This window comes from Micromonospora sp. NBC_01392 (assembly GCF_045040125.1).
Lineage (GTDB): Bacteria > Actinomycetota > Actinomycetes > Mycobacteriales > Micromonosporaceae > Micromonospora.
In genome coordinates this window covers 374,586-392,974 of sequence record NZ_CP109549.1, presented here as the reverse complement: position 1 = coordinate 392,974, position 18,389 = coordinate 374,586, and the positions used below count along the sequence as shown (strand labels likewise).

The 18,389-nt window shown below is 73.7% G+C and carries 17 protein-coding genes; 7 read left to right on the top strand and 10 right to left on the bottom strand.

The genetic code is table 11. From position 1 onward, the window contains the following. Positions 1-2: 2 nt before the first annotated feature. The 3 genes from OG767_RS01800 to OG767_RS01790 all read left to right on the top strand — a co-directional run bounded on the left by OG767_RS01800 (position 3) and on the right by OG767_RS01790 (position 5,646). Positions 3-1,532 (top strand): dihydrolipoamide acetyltransferase family protein, encoded by a 1,530-nt coding sequence (locus OG767_RS01800; RefSeq protein ID WP_405094105.1) that lies wholly within the window; start codon positions 3-5, stop codon positions 1,530-1,532. A gap of 220 nt (positions 1,533-1,752) precedes the next feature. Next, positions 1,753-1,890: a hypothetical protein gene (locus OG767_RS01795; RefSeq protein WP_405091869.1), complete on the top strand. Its 138-nt coding sequence runs from the start codon at positions 1,753-1,755 to the stop codon at positions 1,888-1,890. 345 nt (positions 1,891-2,235) lie between these two features. Then, the gene (locus OG767_RS01790) at positions 2,236-5,646 is read left to right on the top strand and encodes a hypothetical protein (protein WP_405091868.1); all 3,411 of its coding nucleotides are present in this window, start codon (positions 2,236-2,238) and stop codon (positions 5,644-5,646) included. Between the two features lie 383 nt (positions 5,647-6,029). On the opposite strand, the gene OG767_RS01785 is transcribed toward OG767_RS01790, so the two are convergent. After that, positions 6,030-6,224, bottom strand: coding sequence for a DUF397 domain-containing protein (locus OG767_RS01785; RefSeq protein ID WP_405091867.1), 195 nt, complete (start codon positions 6,222-6,224; stop codon positions 6,030-6,032). Then, the gene (locus OG767_RS01780; protein ID WP_405091866.1) at positions 6,212-6,958 is read right to left on the bottom strand and encodes a Scr1 family TA system antitoxin-like transcriptional regulator; all 747 of its coding nucleotides are present in this window, start codon (positions 6,956-6,958) and stop codon (positions 6,212-6,214) included. The genes OG767_RS01785 and OG767_RS01780 overlap by 13 nt, the downstream gene beginning before the upstream one ends. Before the next feature lie 463 nt (positions 6,959-7,421). Between OG767_RS01780 and OG767_RS01775 the strand changes: the two genes are divergently transcribed. Beyond that, complete coding sequence (locus tag OG767_RS01775) at positions 7,422-7,739, top strand: hypothetical protein (protein WP_405091865.1); 318 nt, start codon at positions 7,422-7,424, stop codon at positions 7,737-7,739. 344 nt (positions 7,740-8,083) lie between these two features. Next, positions 8,084-9,919: a thioredoxin-like domain-containing protein gene (locus OG767_RS01770; RefSeq protein ID WP_405091864.1), complete on the top strand. Its 1,836-nt coding sequence runs from the start codon at positions 8,084-8,086 to the stop codon at positions 9,917-9,919. 62 nt (positions 9,920-9,981) lie between these two features. Here the strand turns inward: OG767_RS01770 and OG767_RS01765 are convergent, their stop codons facing one another. Genes OG767_RS01765 through OG767_RS01755 form a run of 3 tightly spaced genes read right to left on the bottom strand, consistent with a single transcriptional unit; the run spans position 9,982 to position 12,246 of the window. Continuing rightward, a complete protein-coding gene (locus OG767_RS01765) occupies positions 9,982-10,731 on the bottom strand; it encodes a LamB/YcsF family protein (RefSeq protein WP_281933690.1) in 750 nt (249 codons plus the stop codon). After that, a complete protein-coding gene (locus OG767_RS01760) occupies positions 10,706-11,635 on the bottom strand; it encodes a biotin-dependent carboxyltransferase family protein (RefSeq protein WP_405091863.1) in 930 nt (309 codons plus the stop codon). The genes OG767_RS01765 and OG767_RS01760 overlap by 26 nt, the downstream gene beginning before the upstream one ends. After that, positions 11,632-12,246, bottom strand: coding sequence for an allophanate hydrolase subunit 1 (locus OG767_RS01755; protein ID WP_405091862.1), 615 nt, complete (start codon positions 12,244-12,246; stop codon positions 11,632-11,634). Before OG767_RS01755 ends, OG767_RS01760 begins: the two co-directional genes overlap by 4 nt. 75 nt (positions 12,247-12,321) lie before the next feature. On the opposite strand from OG767_RS01755, the gene OG767_RS01750 reads away from it, so the two are divergent. Beyond that, positions 12,322-12,999 (top strand): hemolysin III family protein, encoded by a 678-nt coding sequence (locus OG767_RS01750; protein WP_107158213.1) that lies wholly within the window; start codon positions 12,322-12,324, stop codon positions 12,997-12,999. 91 nt (positions 13,000-13,090) lie between these two features. Here the strand turns inward: OG767_RS01750 and OG767_RS01745 are convergent, their stop codons facing one another. Continuing rightward, the gene (locus OG767_RS01745; RefSeq protein WP_396855788.1) at positions 13,091-13,381 is read right to left on the bottom strand and encodes a DUF6458 family protein; all 291 of its coding nucleotides are present in this window, start codon (positions 13,379-13,381) and stop codon (positions 13,091-13,093) included. Positions 13,382-13,496: 115 nt separating this feature from the next. Here OG767_RS01745 and OG767_RS01740 point away from each other — a divergent pair, with 115 nt between their 5' ends. Then, the gene (locus tag OG767_RS01740; RefSeq protein WP_405091861.1) at positions 13,497-14,027 is read left to right on the top strand and encodes a SixA phosphatase family protein; all 531 of its coding nucleotides are present in this window, start codon (positions 13,497-13,499) and stop codon (positions 14,025-14,027) included. A 74-nt stretch (positions 14,028-14,101) separates the two neighbouring features. Here the strand turns inward: OG767_RS01740 and OG767_RS01735 are convergent, their stop codons facing one another. The 4 genes from OG767_RS01735 to OG767_RS01720 all read right to left on the bottom strand — a co-directional run bounded on the left by OG767_RS01735 (position 14,102) and on the right by OG767_RS01720 (position 18,345). After that, positions 14,102-14,371, bottom strand: coding sequence for a DUF6458 family protein (locus tag OG767_RS01735; RefSeq protein WP_013283345.1), 270 nt, complete (start codon positions 14,369-14,371; stop codon positions 14,102-14,104). 170 nt (positions 14,372-14,541) lie between these two features. Then, positions 14,542-16,398, bottom strand: coding sequence for an acyl-CoA dehydrogenase (locus OG767_RS01730; RefSeq protein ID WP_107158210.1), 1,857 nt, complete (start codon positions 16,396-16,398; stop codon positions 14,542-14,544). 116 nt (positions 16,399-16,514) lie between these two features. Then, positions 16,515-17,642, bottom strand: a complete 1,128-nt coding sequence (locus tag OG767_RS01725) for a PP2C family protein-serine/threonine phosphatase (RefSeq protein WP_405091860.1) — start codon at positions 17,640-17,642, stop codon at positions 16,515-16,517. Positions 17,643-17,709: 67 nt separating this feature from the next. Continuing rightward, a complete protein-coding gene (locus OG767_RS01720) occupies positions 17,710-18,345 on the bottom strand; it encodes a septal ring lytic transglycosylase RlpA family protein (protein ID WP_281933705.1) in 636 nt (211 codons plus the stop codon). Positions 18,346-18,389: the final 44 nt, after the last annotated feature.

Sequence of the window (18,389 nt, the reverse complement as noted above, 5' to 3'; positions counted from 1 at the left end):
GCATGTCCCGGATCAAGGAGTTCAACCTGCCCGACCTGGGCGAGGGCCTGACCGAGGGCGAGATCCTCGCCTGGCTGGTCAAGGTGGGCGACGACATCGAGCTGAACCAGCCGATCGTCGAGGTGGAGACCGCGAAGGCAGCGGTCGAGATCCCGGCGAAGTGGGCCGGCCGGGTGCAGGCGATCTTCCACCCGGAGGGTTCGACGGTCGAGGTCGGCGTGCCGATCATCGCGATCGACACCGACCCGAACGCCGGGCCGGTGGAGCAGTCGACGACCGGCACGCCCACCGCCGACCTGCCCACCCCGTCGGCGGCCTCGCTGGCCGCCGTCGAGGTGGCGCCCGAGGAGGGCATGGTCGAGCCGGGCCTGATCGGTGGCGTGGCGCCGGGTGGGCGTACCGCCGTGCTGGTCGGCTACGGCCCGCGCAACGCGCCGGCAAAGCGCCGCCCGCGCAAGGGCGCCGCCCCGGCGCCGGCCGCCCCGGCCCAGGCGGCCCCGGCCCAGGCGGCCCCGACCCAGGCGGCCCCGGCCCCGGTCGCGCCGGTCCAGGCCGCGCCGGTGCCGGCTCCGGCGGCGACCCCGGCGGCCCCGACGCCCGCGCTGAACGGCAACGGCCGGGCGGGCGGCGGCCCGGTGCTGGCCAAGCCGCCGGTCCGCAAGCTCGCCAAGGACCTCGGGGTCGACCTGGCCGCGCTGACCGGTTCCGGTCCGCTCGGCTCGATCACCCGCGAGGACGTACAGCGGGCGGCGAGTGGGACCCCGGCGGCGGCCGAGCCGCTGACGGTCACCGCGCCGACGACGTCGGCCGCGTCGGCCGCGAGCTTCGGCGCGGACCGCGAGCAGCGCATCCCGGTCAAGGGGGTACGCAAGCTCACCGCGGAGAACATGGCCCGCTCGGCGTTCACCGCCCCGCACGTGACGGAGTTCCTGACCGTCGACGTGACCCGGGCGATGAAGGCGCTGGACCGGCTCCGCGACCGGCGCGAGTGGCGCGACGTGCGGGTCTCCCCGCTGCTGCTGGTCGCCAAGGCGGTGCTGCTGGCGGTCAAGCGGTACCCGATGGTCAACTCGACCTGGGCCGGCGACGAGATCGTGGTCAAGGAGTACGTCAACCTGGGCATCGCGGCGGCCACCGAGCGCGGCCTGATCGTGCCGAACATCAAGGACGCCGGCCGGCTGACGCTGCGTGAGCTGGCGGACGCGATGACGGCGCTGGTGCAGACCGCGAAGTCGGGGAGGACGTCCCCGGCGGACATGTCCGGCGGCACGCTCACCATCACCAACGTCGGCGTCTTCGGCGTCGACACCGGTACGCCGATCCTGCCCCCGGGCGAGTCGGCGATCCTCGCCTTCGGCGCGGTGCGCGAGCAGCCGTGGGTGCACAAGGGCAAGGTGAAGGCCCGTCTGGTCACCACGCTCGGCCTCTCCTTCGACCACCGGATCATCGACGGCGAGCTGGGGTCCAAGTTCCTGCGCGACATCGGGGACTTCCTGGCCGATCCGGAGGCGGCGCTGCTCGCCTGGACCTGACGTACCACCGCTCCGGCAACGGCCGGTGTGCCACGGGTGAACGCCCGGCACACCGGCCGTTGCCGTTGATGAAGGAATCATCGGCTCGGCGATGAAGATGCCTACGATCCTTAGGCAGGTGGCTCAGCTCACCTTGTAATCGATGGCGATCATGCGTGCGGTGCGCTTAAATAGAGACATCAAGGGCTGACAACCGAATAGCCAGGAGGAGAGACCCAAGATGAGCATGATCGAGCGAATCCGCACCCGCCGCGACGCCAACCGCCGGGCCCGTGCCATCGAGCACGCCCTGCGTTCCGCCAATTCGCCCGCGGTCCGCGCAGAGCTTCTCGCCATCGCCCAGCGTCACCTGAGCTGACGCCACCGACGTTCCTCACCTCCTCCAGTGCGGAAGACCCGCCCGGCACCCCGGGCGGGTCTTCCGCGTTCCCCGTCGTCCGGCACCGGGATTCCACCCCGCCGCACCGCCCGGTACGGTTGGCACGGTCGCCAACCGGCTGCTCCGGACCGACGTGGAGAGTGAAACTCATCGACGTCGACCGGTGACTTTCGGTGACGGCCGATGCTCCCCGAGCGTCCCCGGGCGGCCACCGGATACGGTGCGGGGAGCCCGCACGGCCGGTACCCGCCGGCGACGCCGGCAGCCATGCCGACGGTCCCCGGCCGGCATCGGCGGTCGACCTGTGATGGAGGAGGAGCACCCATGACGTCCGAGGCTCCGCACCACCCCGGCCAGGAGCCGGGCGAGGTGTCGCCGGGCACCGGCGGACCGGTGCCGTACGGCGACCAGCCGGCGCAGCAGGACAACGGGTACAACGGCACACCCGACCTCGGCTGGGCCCCGCCCCCGCCGGCCGGTCGGCCCGCCCCGCCGGCTCCGGCCTGGGCCGCGGCCGACGACCAGCCGCCCGCCTGGGCCCCGCCCGCCGGCCAGCACGTCACCGGTCGCGCCACCGCCCAGGTGCCCCCGCCCGCCGACTCGGGCGGCCGGGGCGCACAGCCCGCCTGGGCCGGCTCCGAGCAGGGCGCGCCGGCCTGGGCCGCCTCCGGCGACCGTGGCCCCGAGCAGGGCGCACCGGCCTGGGCCGGCTCCGGTCCGGGTGCTCCCGCGTGGGGGCCGGGCGAGTCGAGCCGCCCGGACGCCTCCGGCGAGCCGGCGCCGCCGGCCTGGGCCCCGACGTCGGGCGGTCCCGCCGAGCCGGCGCCGCCCGCCTGGGCCGCCGAGCAGCACCGTCCCGCCCGCGGCGCCGCCGGGGAGCAGCCCGCCTGGGCGCAGCCCGAGACGGGCGCGCGGGGCACCGGCTACGTCCCGGCGCCGGCCACCGTGCCGAACGAGTCCTGGGTCACCCCCGCCGGCTCGGACGACCCGCACCGCTCCGGCGGGTTCACCCCTGCCGCGCAGCAGGGTGACGACGCCGGCCACTCCGGCGGCTGGGCCGTCGGCACCACCCCCCAGTCGGACGACCCGAACCGCTCCGGCGGCTGGAACCGCCGCGACGAGCAGCCCGCCGCCCAGTCGGACGACCCGAACCGTTCCGGCGGTTGGAACCGCCGCGACGGGCAGCCCGGCGCGCAGCCGGACGACCGGTCCGGCGGTTGGACCCCGCGCGACACCCAGCCGGCCTGGGTTCCGCCCGGCCAGCAGAGCGGGGCCACCTGGCCTCCGCCCGAGCCGACCGCCCGGGCCGCCGCCAAGGTCTCCGTGCCCGGCGCCGTCCGGCCCGAGCAGGCGTGGTCCACTCCGGAGCAGTCCGACCAGGACAGCCGCTCCACCCGCACTGAGGACGACCCGCACCGCTCCGGCGGTTGGCAGGCGGCCGGCGGGCAGCAGCACGACGAACCGGCCCGATCCGGCGGCTGGCCCGCCCCGCAGGGAGAGAACCGGGTGGGCGGCCGGGACGGTTCCACTCGGGACGACGACCCGGACCGCTCCGGCGGTTGGGCCGCCGGCGGGCGCGCCGCCGGCGCGGCCGAGGTCCCGCAGCCGGCCGGTTGGGGCGAGTCGAATCACCCCCACCCCGCGGGCTGGAACGACGCCCCCGCCCGACCTCGGCGCGACGGCGACGACCAGGCCGGTGGCTGGAACGATGCCCCCGCGATGCCGCAACGTGACGCCGATGACCAGTCCGCCGGCTGGCACGACGCTCCGGCGTTGCCGCAGCGTGGCGGCGAGGGACCGGCCGGCGGTTGGGGCGGCGCCGCAGCCGGGCCGCAGCAGCGGGAGACCGAGCGGCCGGCGGAGGAGCCGGTCCGGCCCGGATGGGGCGGCAACCAGGACGAGCGGGCGTCCGCCGAACCCTGGTCGCCCGCCGAGGCGTGGGGCCACGCCGACGAGGCTCCGCCGGCACCGTCGCGCGGCTGGCAGCCCGCCGAGGACGGACCGGTCTACCAGCCCGCGCCCGCACCGGGCATCTCACCCGGCCACGCGGTACCGCTGCCCGCCCAGAGCCAGCGGGTGCCGGGGGCCGCACTGGCGGCCTCACCGCCCGCCGACCATGCCGCCGCGCAGTTCGGCCCGGCCGAGCGTGCACCCCAGGCGTACGAGCCGGAGCGCGGTGACGCCGGCTGGGGCGCCGCCCGGTCCGCACCTGAGGAGCCGCAGTCGCCGGCCGGTCCGGTCCTTCCCGGCCCACGCACCTCGCCCGAGGCCGGCACCGCCGGTCCGGTCTCGGCCAGCGCCTCCGTCCCGGTGGCCAGCCGGGTCACCCCGCCCGCCGACCAGCCGGCACATCCGACCGGCGCGTCCACGCCGCAGCCCCGGGTGTACGGCCGGCCGACCCGACCGGAGCCCGAGGACGCCCCGGAGGCGGACGACGCGCACGGCTACCCCGGCCAGGATGCTCCGTCCGCCTTCGCCGGCCCGCAGGCCCGACCGGACGACGGACCCGGCTTCGGATCCCCCTCCCGGGCCGACGACGGACCCGGCTACGGCGGGTCCCCGTCCCGCGGCGACGACGGACACAGCTTCGGATCCCCGTCCCGTGGCGACGACGGACACGGCTTCGCCGGGCCGCAGGGGCGTGCTGACGACGCACCCAACTTCGCCGGCCAGCAGTCCCGCTCCGACGACGCACCCGGCTTCGGCGGACCGCACTCCCGGCCGGACGACGCACCCGCCTTCGGTGGTCCGCAGTCCCGGTCCGACGGTCCGCACGGCTACCCCGGCCAGGACGGTCCCCCCGGCTTCGGTGGGCCACAGTCCCGGTCCGACGGTCCGCACGGCTACCCCGGCCAGGACGGTCCGCCCGGCTACGGCGGGCCGCAGTCCCGGTCCGACGACGACCCACGCGGATACGGCGACCGGCCGTCCTCGCCGGCCGGCCCGCCGCCGTTCCCGGTCGGGGTGCCGTCCTTCGTGGACCCGCCCGGCAACAACCGCCCCGCCAACGGGGTGCACCCGCAGGACGACGAGCAGCCCGGCGGGTCACGCGACTCCTTCGGCGGCCCCGGCGGCCAGCAGAACCCGTTCGGCGGTCCGGGCGGCCACCAGGACGCGTTCGGGGGCCCGGGTGGCCGTCAGGACGCGTACGGCGGTCCCGGTGGCCGTCCCGACCCGTTCGGCGGTCCGGGTGGCCAGCAGGACGCGTACGGTCCGACGGCCGGTGGGCGTGCCTCGGTCGCCGTACCGGGTCAGGGTCCCGGGGGTGAGCCGGGCGGCTTCCCGCCCGCGTTCCCGCCGCCGTCCCCGCAGGCCCCGCCGGCCTGGTCCCCGGAGGGTCCGGCCGACGAATCGGATCAGGGCCGCTTCGACGCGTTCAAGCCGGACGCCGAGCCGAAGACCGAGGCGCCCGCGCCGAAGGTGCGCAACGGCCGGGTGCTGGCCCTGGTGCTCATCGCGGCCGTGCTGATCCTCGCCGTGCCGCTCGGCCTGCTCACGCTGCTCGGCAAGATCGGCGGTGACGACAAGCCGGCGGGCTTCGACCCGGCGGTCGGCTCCTGCATCAAGCAGACCGGCACGACCGCCGCGCCTGCGGACTGCGGCGAGCAGGGCGCGTTCACCGTGGTGTCGAAGGTGGACAACAAGGACAAGTGCGCCGACCTGTCCCAGCCCACTGTCGTCCTCCAGGGCGGCGGCACCAACCGGGTGCTCTGCCTGAAGCCGGCCGGCCAGTAACTCTCACGTGAGGCGCCCGTCCCCGATGGGGGCGGGCGCTTCACGCTGTCCCGGCCAGCCCCCGCGGCCCGTCGATCATGAAGTTGACGGCGCGTCCGGTCCGATTCGTCACCGCCAACTTCATGATCGTCGGAAGGTCGGGGGGTCTGGCGCTGAGGCGCTTCGGGAGAAGGCATACGACCTTGAGTTCGCGTTTTTCGGTCCGACGTCGCCGCGATGCTTGCCCACGTGCAGCCCTCGCCCGAGCGGCCCGGGTGTCAGCTGGGCGTACGCCCAGACTCTCGAGTAGGCAGCCCGCCCGCCTCTCGGCTGACACGCGCCCGGCCCTCGCCCACACAGTGAAGCGCCCGCCCCACCACGGGACGGGCGCTTCGTTGGTCGTGTCAGCTGCGGTCGGCGACCTGGGCGACGAACGCCCGCCAGGAAGCCGGCTCAAAAGCGAGCGCCGGGCCGGTCGGGTCCTTCGAGTCCCGCACGCCGACGACGCCGGGAAGGTTGTCGGCGACCTCGACGCAGTCGCCCCCATTGGAGCTGCTTCGGATGCTCTTGCGCCAAAGTGCGCCGGTCAGGTCAGCCATGATCGCGCCTCTAGGAAGTCGATGGTCTGGCGGCGCGGAAGTGCCACCGATCGCAGCGTATCCCAGATGGCCCACAGGGGGGCGGTGTCATTTGTCAGCCGTCCCGCGGCCTGATCGTCGAGGTACGCAACGCTACCGTCATCGGTTGTCGCGAGGACGAACGGCCCGGCCTGGCCGGCGTGAATGCCGGCGTCCAGCGGAATAACGTGGACGAGGACGTTCGGCCGCCGCGCCATCATCGCCAGATGGTCCAGCTGAGGATGCATGACGGCCGGATCGCCGCGACGCAGCGCGAACTCGTCAATCACCGCAACGAAAAGCGGCGGGTTCCGCCGGTCGAGGACCGCCGCCTGTCGCTTCATTCGCGTCTCTACGTAGCCCGCAACATCTTCCGGCCCCAGTAGGCCGCTAGCCAGCACTACCGCCGCATACTCCGGCGTCTGGAGTAGACCGGGAACCACGGCGACCTGAAAGGACCGGAGCGCGGTCGCCTGAAGCTCCGTCTCAACCCAGGGCTGGAGCCACGCCGGCTCTCGTCGTTTCAAAACGTCCGGCCAAATGTCCTCCACTTCACGACCGAGCGCGACGGCTGCGGCTGCGCGGTGCCGAGGGTGCGGGATGCGGCCAGGTGTGACCCACCGCGCGACCGTCTTCGGGTCTACCCCGACCTGCTCGGCGAGGCTTTCAACGGTCTGACCGCTGTCCGCCAGAGCCACCCGTAGCGCCTGGTTCACGGTCGCCTCCTGATGAACGTCTATGACGTCTCCAGAACATATATCTACGGGGTGTAGTCGTCCAGCTTCAGCACGCGAGGGTGCTGTATGGATGGCACGGCCGGCGGGAACCCGAGACCCGGCGGAGGTCGTGTCAGTCCCGGGGTTGCCTCGCCGGGCAGGCACCACGCGGGGCGACCCCCTTCCCGGTCCTCACGAAAGGAGGCGAAGCCGTGCCCAGAGAGAAGCCGAAGCTCAATTGGATTGCCGTCCTGTCCTCCCGATTTCACCGCCCCCGCCTGCGGCTGTCCCCGCCCGGCCTGAGCTGTTCGTGCGGCCTGATGACCTGGCGCTACTGCCTCAAGCTGCGCCGCCGGGCCGCCGCTCCCCCATCCCCGCCACCGGCCTCACGCCCCCCGAACGGGCACGCTTGGTCGTCCGCTCCCGCGACGACGACCGTCTTCCGGCGCAGCGGGGAGCAGAGGTGACCGCGCCCCGCCGCACGGTTAGCCCGGCCACCTCGGCGCCGTTTCGGTCTGGCGACGTGCTCCGCCTGACCCGCGCGGCGTCCCCACAGTTCGCCCGTCCCATCGCCGTTCGCGTCATTCGCACACTGGAGTGGCCAACGTTCGACGGGTGGTGCTGGCTGGACGGCTACCAGCTCGGCCCGGACGGGAGTGCGGTCGCCCGCCGCGAACTGTTCGTCCAGCTAGCCGGCGTTCGCCTCCTGACCGCGCCGACGATCCCGTCTCCAGCGCGCCGCGCCCCGAGCCGGCGTACGCCCGTACAGGTGGGCGCATGAAACCTCCCACCGACGATCACTCCCCGGTCCGCCCGGCGTGGACGTGCCGCGCCACCGGTAGCCCGTGGCCGTGCTCGGTTGCCCGGACGGCCCTCCGCGCGAGGTTCGCGGACGACCGCCAGGGGTTGATCCTCCACCTCGGCGCGCAGCTCGCCGATGCGATCGACGACTACGCGGCCCAGGATTCGGGCGAGATACCGCCAAGCCTGACAGACCGGTTCATGGGTTGGGCTCTGGCCCGCAGGCGCGTCGGCTGTGCCTACCCGGGAGAGTCAGTGTCACGTACGCCTCTCCCGCCGCCCCGTCGCGCCGACTGGGCTCCGTTGATGCGGCACGATGGGGTGATGAGCGCACGCGTACGCGCCCCCGAACTACGGGGCCGGGCCTGGCTGAACACCGGCGGCAGAGCCGTCACGCTGGCCGACCTGCGGGGCAAGATCGTTTTGCTGGATTTCTGGACCTTCTGCTGCATCAACTGCCTGCACGTGCTGGACGAGCTGCGCCCGCTCGAGGAGAAGTACGGCGACGTGCTGGTCGTGATCGGGGTGCACTCGCCGAAGTTCGAGCACGAGAAGGACCCGGACGCGCTGGCCGCGGCCGTCGAGCGGTACGGCGTGCACCACCCGGTGCTCGACGACCCCGAGATGGACATGTGGCAGCAGTACGCGGCGAAGGCCTGGCCGACGCTGTCGGTGGTCGACCCGGAGGGTTACGTGGTGGCCACCATGGCCGGCGAGGGGCACGCCGAAGGGCTGGCCCGGCTGGTCGACGACCTGATCGCCACGCACGAGGCGAAGGGCACGCTGCACCGGGGCGAGGGCCCGTACGTCCCGCCGGCCGCGCCGGAGACGGCGTTGCGCTTCCCCGGCAAGGTCGTCCCGCTCGACGGCGGCAACCTGCTGGTCTCCGACTCGGCCCGGCACTCCCTGGTCGAGCTGGCGCCGGACGCGGAGACCGTGGTGCGCCGGATCGGCGCGGGCACCCGTGGCCGCACCGACGGCCCGGCGGCCGGCGCGACGTTCGCCGAGCCGCAAGGGCTCTGCCTGCTGCCCCCGCACGTGGCCGAGGTGGCCGGCTACGACCTGGTCGTCGCGGACACGGTCAACCACCTGCTGCGCGGCGTACGGCTGGAGACCGGCGAGGTGGTCACCGTGGCCGGCACCGGGCGGCAGTGGCGCTCGACGGTCGACGACCACGCGCACGACGCGCGCGCCGTCGACCTCTCCTCCCCCTGGGACGTGGCCTGGTACGACGACCGGGTGGTCGTGGCGATGGCCGGCATCCACCAGCTCTGGTGGTTCGACCCGATCAAGCGGACCGCCGGCATGTACGCCGGCACCACGGTCGAGGCGCTGCGGGACGGTCCACTGCCGGACGTCTGGATGGCCCAACCGTCCGGGTTGTCCGTCTCGGCGGACGGTTCCCGGCTCTGGATCGCCGACAGCGAGACCAGCGCGGTCCGCTGGGTCGAGGCGGGCGAGATGCACACCGCCGTGGGTCAGGGGCTGTTCGACTTCGGGCACGTCGACGGCCCGGCCGATCAGGCGTTGCTCCAGCATCCGCTGGGCGTGTGCGCGCTGCCGGACGGCTCGGTGCTGATCGCGGACACGTACAACGGCGCGGTGCGCCGCTTCGATCCGGCGACCGGCCAGGTCGCGACCGTGGCCGACGGGTTGGCCGAGCCGAGCGACCTGGTGGTCACTCCGGCGGGCGAGGTGCTGGTGGTCGAGTCGGCCGCGCACCGGTTGACCCGGCTGGCACCCGGCGCGTTGACGGCGGCCGGCGCGAGCACGGTGGCGGGCGCGCGGCACCGGATGGAGCGCAAGCCCACGGACGTGGCGGCCGGGGAGCTGACGCTTGACGTGATCTTCACGCCGGCACCGGGGCAGAAGCTCGACGACACGTACGGGCCGTCGACCCGGCTGGTGGTCTCGGCGTCCCCGCCGGAGCTGCTGGTCGACGGCGCGGGCACGACCACCGACCTGTCCCGGCGGCTGGTGGTCAGCGGGGACGTGGCGCAGGGAGTGTTGCAGGTGACCGCCCAGGCGGCGACCTGTGACGCCGACATCGAGCACGCCGCCTGCCACCTGACCCGGCAGGACTGGGGCGTACCGGTCCGGGTGGTCACCGGCGGCGCCACCCGTCTCCCGCTGGTGCTGCGCGGCCTCGACGAGTCCTGAGCCGACGAGCGTTAGGAGGGGCCCCCTGTTATGCGTCAGGCGTTAACAGGGGGCCCCTCCTTTCACGCGAACGGAGTGAGCGTGACCCCCGCGTCGACGAGTGCGGCGCGGACCAGCTCCGCGCACCGCACCGCGCCGGGTGTGTCGCCGTGCAGGCAGATCGACTCGACGGGGCAGGAGACCACGCTGCCGTCGACCGCGACCACGGTCCGCTCGACGGCCATCCGGACGGCCCGCACGGCGACCTGGTCCGGGTCGGTCACCAGCGCGTTCGGGGCGCCGCGCGGCACCAGCGCCCCGTTGGGCAGGTAGTTGCGGTCGGCGAAGCCCTCGGCCACCACCCGCAGGCCGGCGCCGACCGCGAGCTGGGCGAGCACGGTGCCGGGCTGGCAGAGCACCGGCAGCTCGTGGTCGTACCCGCTGATCGCCGCCACCAGCGCGGCGGCCTGCGCCTCGTCGCACGCCGCCGCGTGGTAGAGCGCGCCGTGCGGCTTGAGGTAGCGCACCCGGGTCCGGTAGAGCCGGCAGAACGCGTCAAGCGCCCCGAGCTGGTAGATCGTCTCGTCCCGCAGCTCGGCGAAGTCGTAGGCGATGTGCCGGCGGCCGAAGCCGGCGAGGTCCCGGTAGCCGACCTGCGCGCCGACCGCGACGCCGCGTTCGGCGGCGGCGGCGCACACCCGGTGCATGGTGGCCGCGTCCCCGGCGTGGAAGCCGCAGGCCACGTTGGCGGAGCTGATCAGCCCGAGCAGCGCCTCGTCGTCGCCGAGCCGCCAGCTGCCGAATCCCTCACCGAGGTCCGCGTTCAGGTCCATGGAACCTCACCGTAGTCCCCGGGCGGGCCTGGGCGAGCGCTGTCACGTCGTCCACCACCCCGATGACCGGGTAGCCACCGGTGGTGGGGTGGTCGGCCAGGAAGATCAGCGGTTGGCCGTCCGGTGGCACCTGCACCGCGCCGAGCACCAGGCCCTCGCTCGGCAGTTCGCCGGCCACCGCGCGGGGCAGGGCGGCGCCGGCCAGCCGCGCGCCGACCCGGTTGCTGTCCGACCCGACGGTGTACGCGCTGCCGTGCAGCAGGTCGAGCGCGGCGGGCGTGAACCAGTCCTGCCGGGGGCCGGGTCGTACGGCAAGCGACACCTCGGCCGGCACCGGCGGGGTGACGGTGAGGTCCACCGGGGGCGGCGGGCCGGTCGGTGCGCCCAGCGGCAGCCGGTCCCCGTCGCGCAGCGGCGGCGGCCCGAGGCCGGAGAGCGTGTCGGTGGACCGGCTGCCGAGCACCGGTTCGACGGTGATCCCGCCGCTGACGGCCAGCCAGGTCCGGACCCCGGCGCGGGCCGGACCGATCCGCAGCACCGCGCCGGCCGGCAACGACAGCGGTCGCCCGACGTCGCCGGGGCGTCGCTCGACCTCGCCGGGGCGGGGCCCGGTTGGGCGCACCTCGGCGGGCCCCGGGCCGGCGGTCCGTGAACGCTGCTCGACGAGCACGTCGGCGGGGGCGCCGGTGAGCGCCACGGTGACCGCCCGGGTGACGCGCAGCAGGCACCCGGTCAGGGTGATCTCCAGGCCGGCGGCGTGCTCCGGGTTGCCGGCGAGGCGGTTGGCCAGGCGCAGGGCGGCCGGGTCGAGCGCGCCGGACCGGGGCACGCCGAGGTGCGCCCAGCCGGGCCGGCCCTGGTCCTGGACGGTGGTGAGCGCCCCGGCCCGCAGCACCTCGATCATGGCGCGTCGACGAACCGGACCCGGGTGCCGGGCGTGAGCCGGGCCGGCGGGTCGGCACGCACGTCGAAGAGGATCAGCTCGGTCCGCCCGACCAGCAGCCAGCCGCCGGGTGAGGCGGCGGGGTAGATGCCCGCGTACGGGCCGGCCAGCGCGACCGAGCCGGCCGGCACCCGGGTACGCGGGGTGGTGAGGCGCGGCACGGCCAGCTCGGGCGGCAGCCCGGTGAGATAGGCGAACCCGGGCGCGAAGCCGCAGAACGCGACGCGGAACTCGGTACGCCGCAGCCGGTCGACCACTGTCGGCACGTCGACGCCCCAGTGGCCGGCGACGGTGGGCAGGTCTTCCCCGTCGTACGTGACGGGCACCCGGACCTCGGCCGCGGTGGAGCGGTCGGTGGTGTTCCGGAGGTGCCAGCCGGCGATCCGCGCGGCGGTGGCCGCCGGGTCGGGTACGCCGTCGAGCAGGACGGTGACCGCGGCGGGGACGATCTCGACGGCGGCCAGTTCGCCGGCTGCGCGCCGGTGCCACAGCTCGGCGCGCCACGCCTCGACCTGGTCGGGGTCGTCGCAGTCGAGCAGCAGGGCGTGCGCCCCGACGGGTCGGATCCGCATCCGGTCATCCTCGCGTCGTCAGGCGTGACGGTCCACACTACTTGCAAGTAACCTACGGTGTCGTAACCTGATGAGGTGACCACCTCCGCACCGCTCCGGCTCCGGCCGGTCGACATCGGAAAGCCGCGCATGCGCGGCTGGCTCCACGCGTACGCGTTCTTCGCCGCGCTCGTCTGCGGCATCGTCCTCTGTTCGATCGCCGCCACCCGGCCCGGCTGGGCGCCGCTGGTGAGCTGCCTGATCTACAGCCTCACCGTGTGCGGGCTCTTCGGCACCAGCGCGCTGTACCACCGGCGGGTCTGGTCCGAGCGCGGCTACCAGATCATGCGCCGGATGGACCACTCGATGATCTTCGTGTTCATCGCCGGCACCTACACCCCGTTCTGTGCGCTGCTGCTGGACACCCGACACGCCACGATCATGCTCAGCCTGGTCTGGGGCGGCGCGCTGGCCGGCGTGGCGGTCAAGCTGATCTGGCCGCACGCGCCCCGCTGGGTCTCCGCCCCGCTCTATCTGGCGCTCGGCTGGGTGGCGGTGGCGATGCTGCCGGAGATCCTGCACTCCGGCGGCGTCACCGCGCTGGTGCTGCTGAGCGTGGGCGGCGCGATCTACAGCGTGGGCGCGGTGTTCTACGCGCTGCGCCGGCCGAACCCGTGGCCCACCGTCTTCGGCCACCACGAGTTCTTCCACGCGTGCACGCTGGTCGCGGCGATCTGCCACCACATCGCGATCTACTTCGCGCTGTTCGCCTGAGCCGGCCCGGACGAGGCCGGCCCGGACGAAGCCGGCCCGGACATGCACGAGGGCCCCGCGCCGTTGCGGGGCCCTCGGGTCTCGGGGTGGGTCAGGCCGGGTAGCCCGAGCCCGGGCGGCGCACCTCGCGGTACTCCTCGCGCACGACCCGGTCGCCCTGCACCGGCACCACCGGCTCGGCGACGACCTGCTGACGCACCGGCGCGGCGACCACGCGGCGGCGGCTGTTCCAGAAGTAGAGCGTCGTGAGCAGACCGGCGAGACCGGCGAGCATGAGCACCCAGCCCACCACGTTGAGGTTCAGCCATCCCAGGTCGGCGTCGATGGCGAACGCGAAGATCGCGCCGAGCGCGATGAGGAAGATGCTGGCACCGATGCCCATGACGTCGCCTCCTTGGCGTCCTGCTGGCGTTTCTGCCCGCCGCGGCCATGGATGAGGTAGCGGCACACATCGACATACCCACGCGCTCCGATCACCAATCAGGCAAGCTGGGCGGATGACGGACGGCAGGAACCGGCAGCGGACGTTGGTGCTGTTGCGGCACGCCAAGGCCGAGCAGTCCCGGGACGCCCCGGACGCGGAACGACCACTGACCGCGCGGGGGCACGCCGACGCCGCGGCGGCCGGCGCCTGGCTGGCCCGGCACGGACTGCTCCCCGACGTGGTGCTCTGCTCGCCGGCCCGACGCACCCGGCAGACCTGGCACGGGGTGGCGCTGGGCCTGGCCGGGTCCCCGCCGGAGGGCGGCCCGGCGGGTCCGGCCCCCGCCGTCCGCTACGAGCCGACCGCGTACGAGGCGCACCCGGACGAGCTGCTGGCGCTGGTCCGGTCGGTGGACCCGGCGGCCGGCACGGTGCTGCTGGTCGCGCACAACCCGGGCATCTCACTGCTCTCGGCGCTGCTCGACCCCGAGCGGGCGGACCCCGAGGGCCTGCGCACCACCGACCTGGTGGTGCACCACCCGACCACCGAGTGGGCCACGCTCTCGCGTGCCCCGCTAACCACCCGCCACACCGCCCGCGGCTGAGGTGCAAGGAAGGGCCCCTTCTTAACGCATTCGGTAGAGGTGAGCGCCCCGCTTGACTGTGCGGGCGGGGCGCGTCAGGACGGCGGGGCGGTGGGCGGCGGCGGGTCGGGCGGCGGCGGCATCATCGCGGTCGGGTGGGAGAGCCGGTTCTCCTCCACGATGAGCGTGCGGGCCCGCTTGCGACGGTCCTGCCAGAACCACAACGTGGTCAGCAGGACGCCCAGCCCGGCCAGGATGAAGACCCAGCCGACCGCACGCAGGTCGATCCACCAGACGTTGGCCCGGATGGCGAAGGTCATGATCGCGCCGAGCGCGATGAGAAAGATGGCGCTGCCAATGCCCATGTGCGCTGCACTCCCCCGTGCGGTGGCCCTTGGGCGTACTCCGGTCGTGGTCCGCGACGGTTACCCACCCACCGGCCGGCCTATCCACCTCCGGCGCCACCAACGACGGCGGCCGGCGGGCTGTCGCCCACCGGCCGTCGAGGTGAAAGGGAGGAAGTGCCCGCGAGGGCTTAGAACGCCTCCTCCGGAAGGTCCATGATCTCCAGGTCAGCACCCTCGATGATCCGCCGGTCGGCGCCGATGCGGGGCAGCACCTCGCGGGCGAAGAACCGGGCGGCGGCCACCTTGCCGGTGTAGAACGCCTTGTCGCTGGCGGAGACCTCACCGGCCAGCGCCTTCAACGCCACGTCCGCCTGCTTCTGGAGCAGCCAGCCGACCACCAGGTCGCCGATCGCGAGCAGGAACCGGCGGCTGCTCAGGCCGACCTTGTAGAGCGCGCGGGCGTCACCGGCCTGGGCCTCACCCAGCCAGCCGGTCATCACACCGATCATGTTCTGGATCTCGGCGAGCGCCTTGCCGAGCGCCTGCCGCTCCTCCTTGAGCTGGCCGTTGCCGGCCTCGGAGGCGATGTGCTCCTGGATCTCACCGGCGACCGCCATCAGCGCCTTGCCGTTGTCCCGGACGATCTTCCGGAAGATCAGGTCGAGGCTCTGGATGGCCGTGGTGCCCTCGTACAGAGTGTCGATCTTGGCGTCCCGGACGTACTGCTCCAACGGGTAGTCCTGGAGGAAGCCGGAGCCGCCGAACGTCTGGAGCGACTCGTGCCCGAGCAGCTCGTACGCCCGCTCCGAGCCGACGCCCTTGACCAGCGGCAGCAGCAGGTCGTTGACCCGCTTGGCCAGCCTGGTGGCCTTCTCGTCGCCGGCCGCCTCGGCGAGCGCGACCTTGTCCTGCCAGCTCGCGGTGTAGCAGACCAGCGCGCGCAGGCCCTCGGCGTACGACTTCTGCATCAGCAGCGAGCGGCGCACGTCCGGGTGGTGGGTGATGGTCACCCTCGGCGCGGTCTTGTCGGCCTGCTGGATCAGGTCGGCGCCCTGTACGCGGTTCTTGGCGTACTCCAGCGCGTTCAGGTAGCCGGTGGAGAGCGTGGCGATGGCCTTGGTGCCGACCATCATCCGGGCGTACTCGATAATCATGAACATCTGGCGAATGCCGTCGTGCTTCTCGCCCAGCAGCCAGCCCTTGGCCGGTACGCCGTGCTCGCCGAAGGTCACCTCGCAGGTGTTGGAGACCTTCAGGCCCATCTTGTGCTCGACGTTGGTGGCGTAGACGCCGTTGCGCTCGCCCAGCTCACCGGTCTCGGCGTCGAAGTGGAACTTCGGCACCACGAAGAGGGACAGGCCCTTCGTGCCGGGGCCGCCGACACCCTCCACGCCGACCGGACGGGCCAGCACGTAGTGGACGATGTTGTCGCTCAGGTCGTGCTCACCGGAGGTGATGAAGCGCTTGACGCCCTCGATGTGCCACGTGCCGTCCGGCTGCTGGACCGCCCGGGTGCGGCCAGCGCCCACGTCCGAGCCGGCGTCCGGCTCGGTCAGCACCATGGTCGAGCCCCACTGCTTCTCGATGAACAGCCGGGCCCACTTCCGCTGCTCCTCGGTGCCCTCGACGTGCAGCACGTGCGCGAAGGACGGGCCGGAGGCGTACATCCAGACCGGGGCGTTGGCGCCGAGCACCAGCTCGGCCAGGGACCACCAGAGCGCGCGGGGGGCGTTCGTGCCGCCGAGCGCCTCCGGCAGGTCGAGGCGCCAGAACTCGGAGTCCATGAACGCCTGGTACGACTTCTTGAACGACTCGGGCAGCGGCGCGGTGTGCGTGGCCGGGTCGAAGACCGGCGGGTTGCGGTCGCTGTCGGAATAGCTGGCGGCGAGGTCCTCGCGGGCCAGGCGGTCGACCTCGGAGAGGAAGCTACGGGCGGTGTCGACGTCCAGGTCCGTGTACGGCTCCTGGCCGAACGTCCGGTCCGCCCCGAACACCTCGAACAGGTTGAACTCGAGGTCCCGAAGGTTGCTCTTGTAGTGGGTCATGCTCGCTGGCCCCGCTTCCGGACAGGTGTTACCGATCAGTAACTCCAGACTGTATTACTCGCCGGTAGGCAACGACAACCCGATCGCCGAAGTGACAGCGATTACACACGTCCGGTTCACCCGTCGGCGGCGCCGACCTCCCAGCTCGGCACCGGGGCCGCCGCCGCGCTGCGCGGGCCGGTGTACTCCATCAGGACCAGCGCGATGTCGTCGTCGAGCCGGTCCTGCACCCACTCGACCAGGGCGGTCTCCAGCGAGGCGAGCCCGTCGCCGACCGTCCCGTGGCCGAGCAGACGCCAGGCGCGGTCGGCGGTCGGGAAGAACTCGCCGTCCCGCCGGGCCTCGCCCAGCCCGTCGGTGAACAGCAGCAGCCGGTCGCCCGGCTCCAGCCGCTCCACCCGGGGCCGGACCACCGGCATGAAGCCCAGCGGCGGCGCCGGGGCCGGCGGCTCCAGCGGGATCACCGCGCCGCGACGCAGCAACAGCGGCGACGGGTGTCCACAGTTGACGATGGTGAGCGTGCCGCCGCGCTCCTCGACCAGCGCGGCGGTGACGAAGTCCTCGTCGCCGACGTTGCGGGCCACCGCCCGGTCCAGGTCGGTCACCACCGCGCGCAGGTCGGCCCGCTCGTAGGCCACGTGCCGGTAGGAACCGAGCACGATGCTGGCCAGCCGGACCGCATCCAGCCCCTTCCCGCGGACGTCCCCGATGATCATTCGGACGCCGTACGGGGTGTCCATCACCTCGTACAGGTCGCCGCCGATCTCGGCGGTGGCCGTGGAGGAGATGTAGCGCGCGGCCACCGCCAGCGTGCCGACCTGCGGACCGAGCGGACGCAGCACCGCCTGCTGGGCGACCGCGGCGAGCCGGGTCAGCTCGGCGATCCGCTCCGTCTGACGCTGCCGCACGGCCGCCGTGGCGGCGGAGATCGCGGTGGCCAGCACGATGGCGGCCACGCTGACGGCGGTCACCAGCGGCATGCCCTTCTCGGCCGCGGCGAAGGCGACCCCGGCCGCGGTGGCCAGCGCCCCCACGGCCAGCACCACCCGCCAGGAGGCCAGCGCGGCGGCGAGGACGGGCGCGGCGGCCATCAGCGCGAGGTAGTGCACCGGCCGACCGTCGGCCGCCTCCGCCGCCGACACGATCGCGAGCAGCGCGAGGGCCGCGCCGAGGCCGGCGCGGGATCCGGGGCTCAGCGGGCCGCGGCCCGGCTGGAAGGGTTGCGTACGTACATCGGACAGCATGCCTGATAGATGTGAACCGGAGAACGAACGCGGCCCGTCCGTCGCGGAAGTTCTGTCGGACCGGCTGTCAGCCGAGCACCTCGTAGCGGACGTCCACCTCGCCGAGACCGGTCGAGGCGATGGCCGCGAACGCGGCGCGGGACAGGTCGATGCACCGACCGTCGATGTACGGGCCCCGGTCGTTGATCCGGACCACCACGGACTTGCCGTTGGCCGGGTTGGTGACCCGGACCCGGGTGTTGAACGGCAGCGTCTTGTGCGCCGCGGTCAGCGCGTCCGGGTCGAACGTCTCGCCGTTCGCGGTCATCTGGCCCTCGTCGTAGAAGGACGCGCCGCAGGAGCCGCTCTCCACCACCTTCGGGGCGGCGGTCTTCTTCTTCGTCGCGGTCGGCTTAGGCGCCGCGGTCCGGGTCTTGCCCCGGGACGCCGGCTGGGTGCGGGTCGGCTTCGGGCTCGGGGTGGCCTTCGGCGACGGGCTCCGGCTCGCGGTGGCGGAGGCACTCGGCGACGGCGCGGCCGAGGTGGGGGCCGCCGTGCTGGGCGGTGCCTCGACCAGGGCCGGCGCGGCGGGCGGCTCGGCGGCGGTGAGCTGCACCGCGCCGACGGTGCCGCCGACCGCGAGCGCCACGCCGACCGCCGCGGTGGCGGCGATGCCAGCCGGCGAGGAGAACAATCTGCGGGTACGAAGGTGCCTAGCAGCCACCGGGCCGGTCCTTTCGTCAACTCAACAAACCGGCCCGGACCGTA

Excerpts from the sequence above, each read along its gene's own strand:
- OG767_RS01800 (WP_405094105.1), top strand. The coding sequence starts at position 3 with ATGTCCCGGATCAAGGAGTTCAACCTGCCCGACCTGGGCGAGGGCCTG.
- OG767_RS01795 (WP_405091869.1), top strand. The coding sequence starts at position 1,753 with ATGAGCATGATCGAGCGAATCCGCACCCGCCGCGACGCCAACCGCCGG.
- OG767_RS01790 (WP_405091868.1), top strand. The coding sequence starts at position 2,236 with ATGACGTCCGAGGCTCCGCACCACCCCGGCCAGGAGCCGGGCGAGGTG.
- OG767_RS01785 (WP_405091867.1), bottom strand. The coding sequence starts at position 6,224 with ATGGCTGACCTGACCGGCGCACTTTGGCGCAAGAGCATCCGAAGCAGC.
- OG767_RS01770 (WP_405091864.1), top strand. The coding sequence starts at position 8,084 with ATGAGCGCACGCGTACGCGCCCCCGAACTACGGGGCCGGGCCTGGCTG.
- OG767_RS01765 (WP_281933690.1), bottom strand. The coding sequence starts at position 10,731 with ATGGACCTGAACGCGGACCTCGGTGAGGGATTCGGCAGCTGGCGGCTC.
- OG767_RS01760 (WP_405091863.1), bottom strand. The coding sequence starts at position 11,635 with ATGATCGAGGTGCTGCGGGCCGGGGCGCTCACCACCGTCCAGGACCAG.
- OG767_RS01755 (WP_405091862.1), bottom strand. The coding sequence starts at position 12,246 with ATGCGGATCCGACCCGTCGGGGCGCACGCCCTGCTGCTCGACTGCGAC.
- OG767_RS01745 (WP_396855788.1), bottom strand. The coding sequence starts at position 13,381 with ATGGGCATCGGTGCCAGCATCTTCCTCATCGCGCTCGGCGCGATCTTC.
- OG767_RS01740 (WP_405091861.1), top strand. The coding sequence starts at position 13,497 with ATGACGGACGGCAGGAACCGGCAGCGGACGTTGGTGCTGTTGCGGCAC.
- OG767_RS01735 (WP_013283345.1), bottom strand. The coding sequence starts at position 14,371 with ATGGGCATTGGCAGCGCCATCTTTCTCATCGCGCTCGGCGCGATCATG.
- OG767_RS01730 (WP_107158210.1), bottom strand. The coding sequence starts at position 16,398 with ATGACCCACTACAAGAGCAACCTTCGGGACCTCGAGTTCAACCTGTTC.
- OG767_RS01725 (WP_405091860.1), bottom strand. The coding sequence starts at position 17,642 with ATGCTGTCCGATGTACGTACGCAACCCTTCCAGCCGGGCCGCGGCCCG.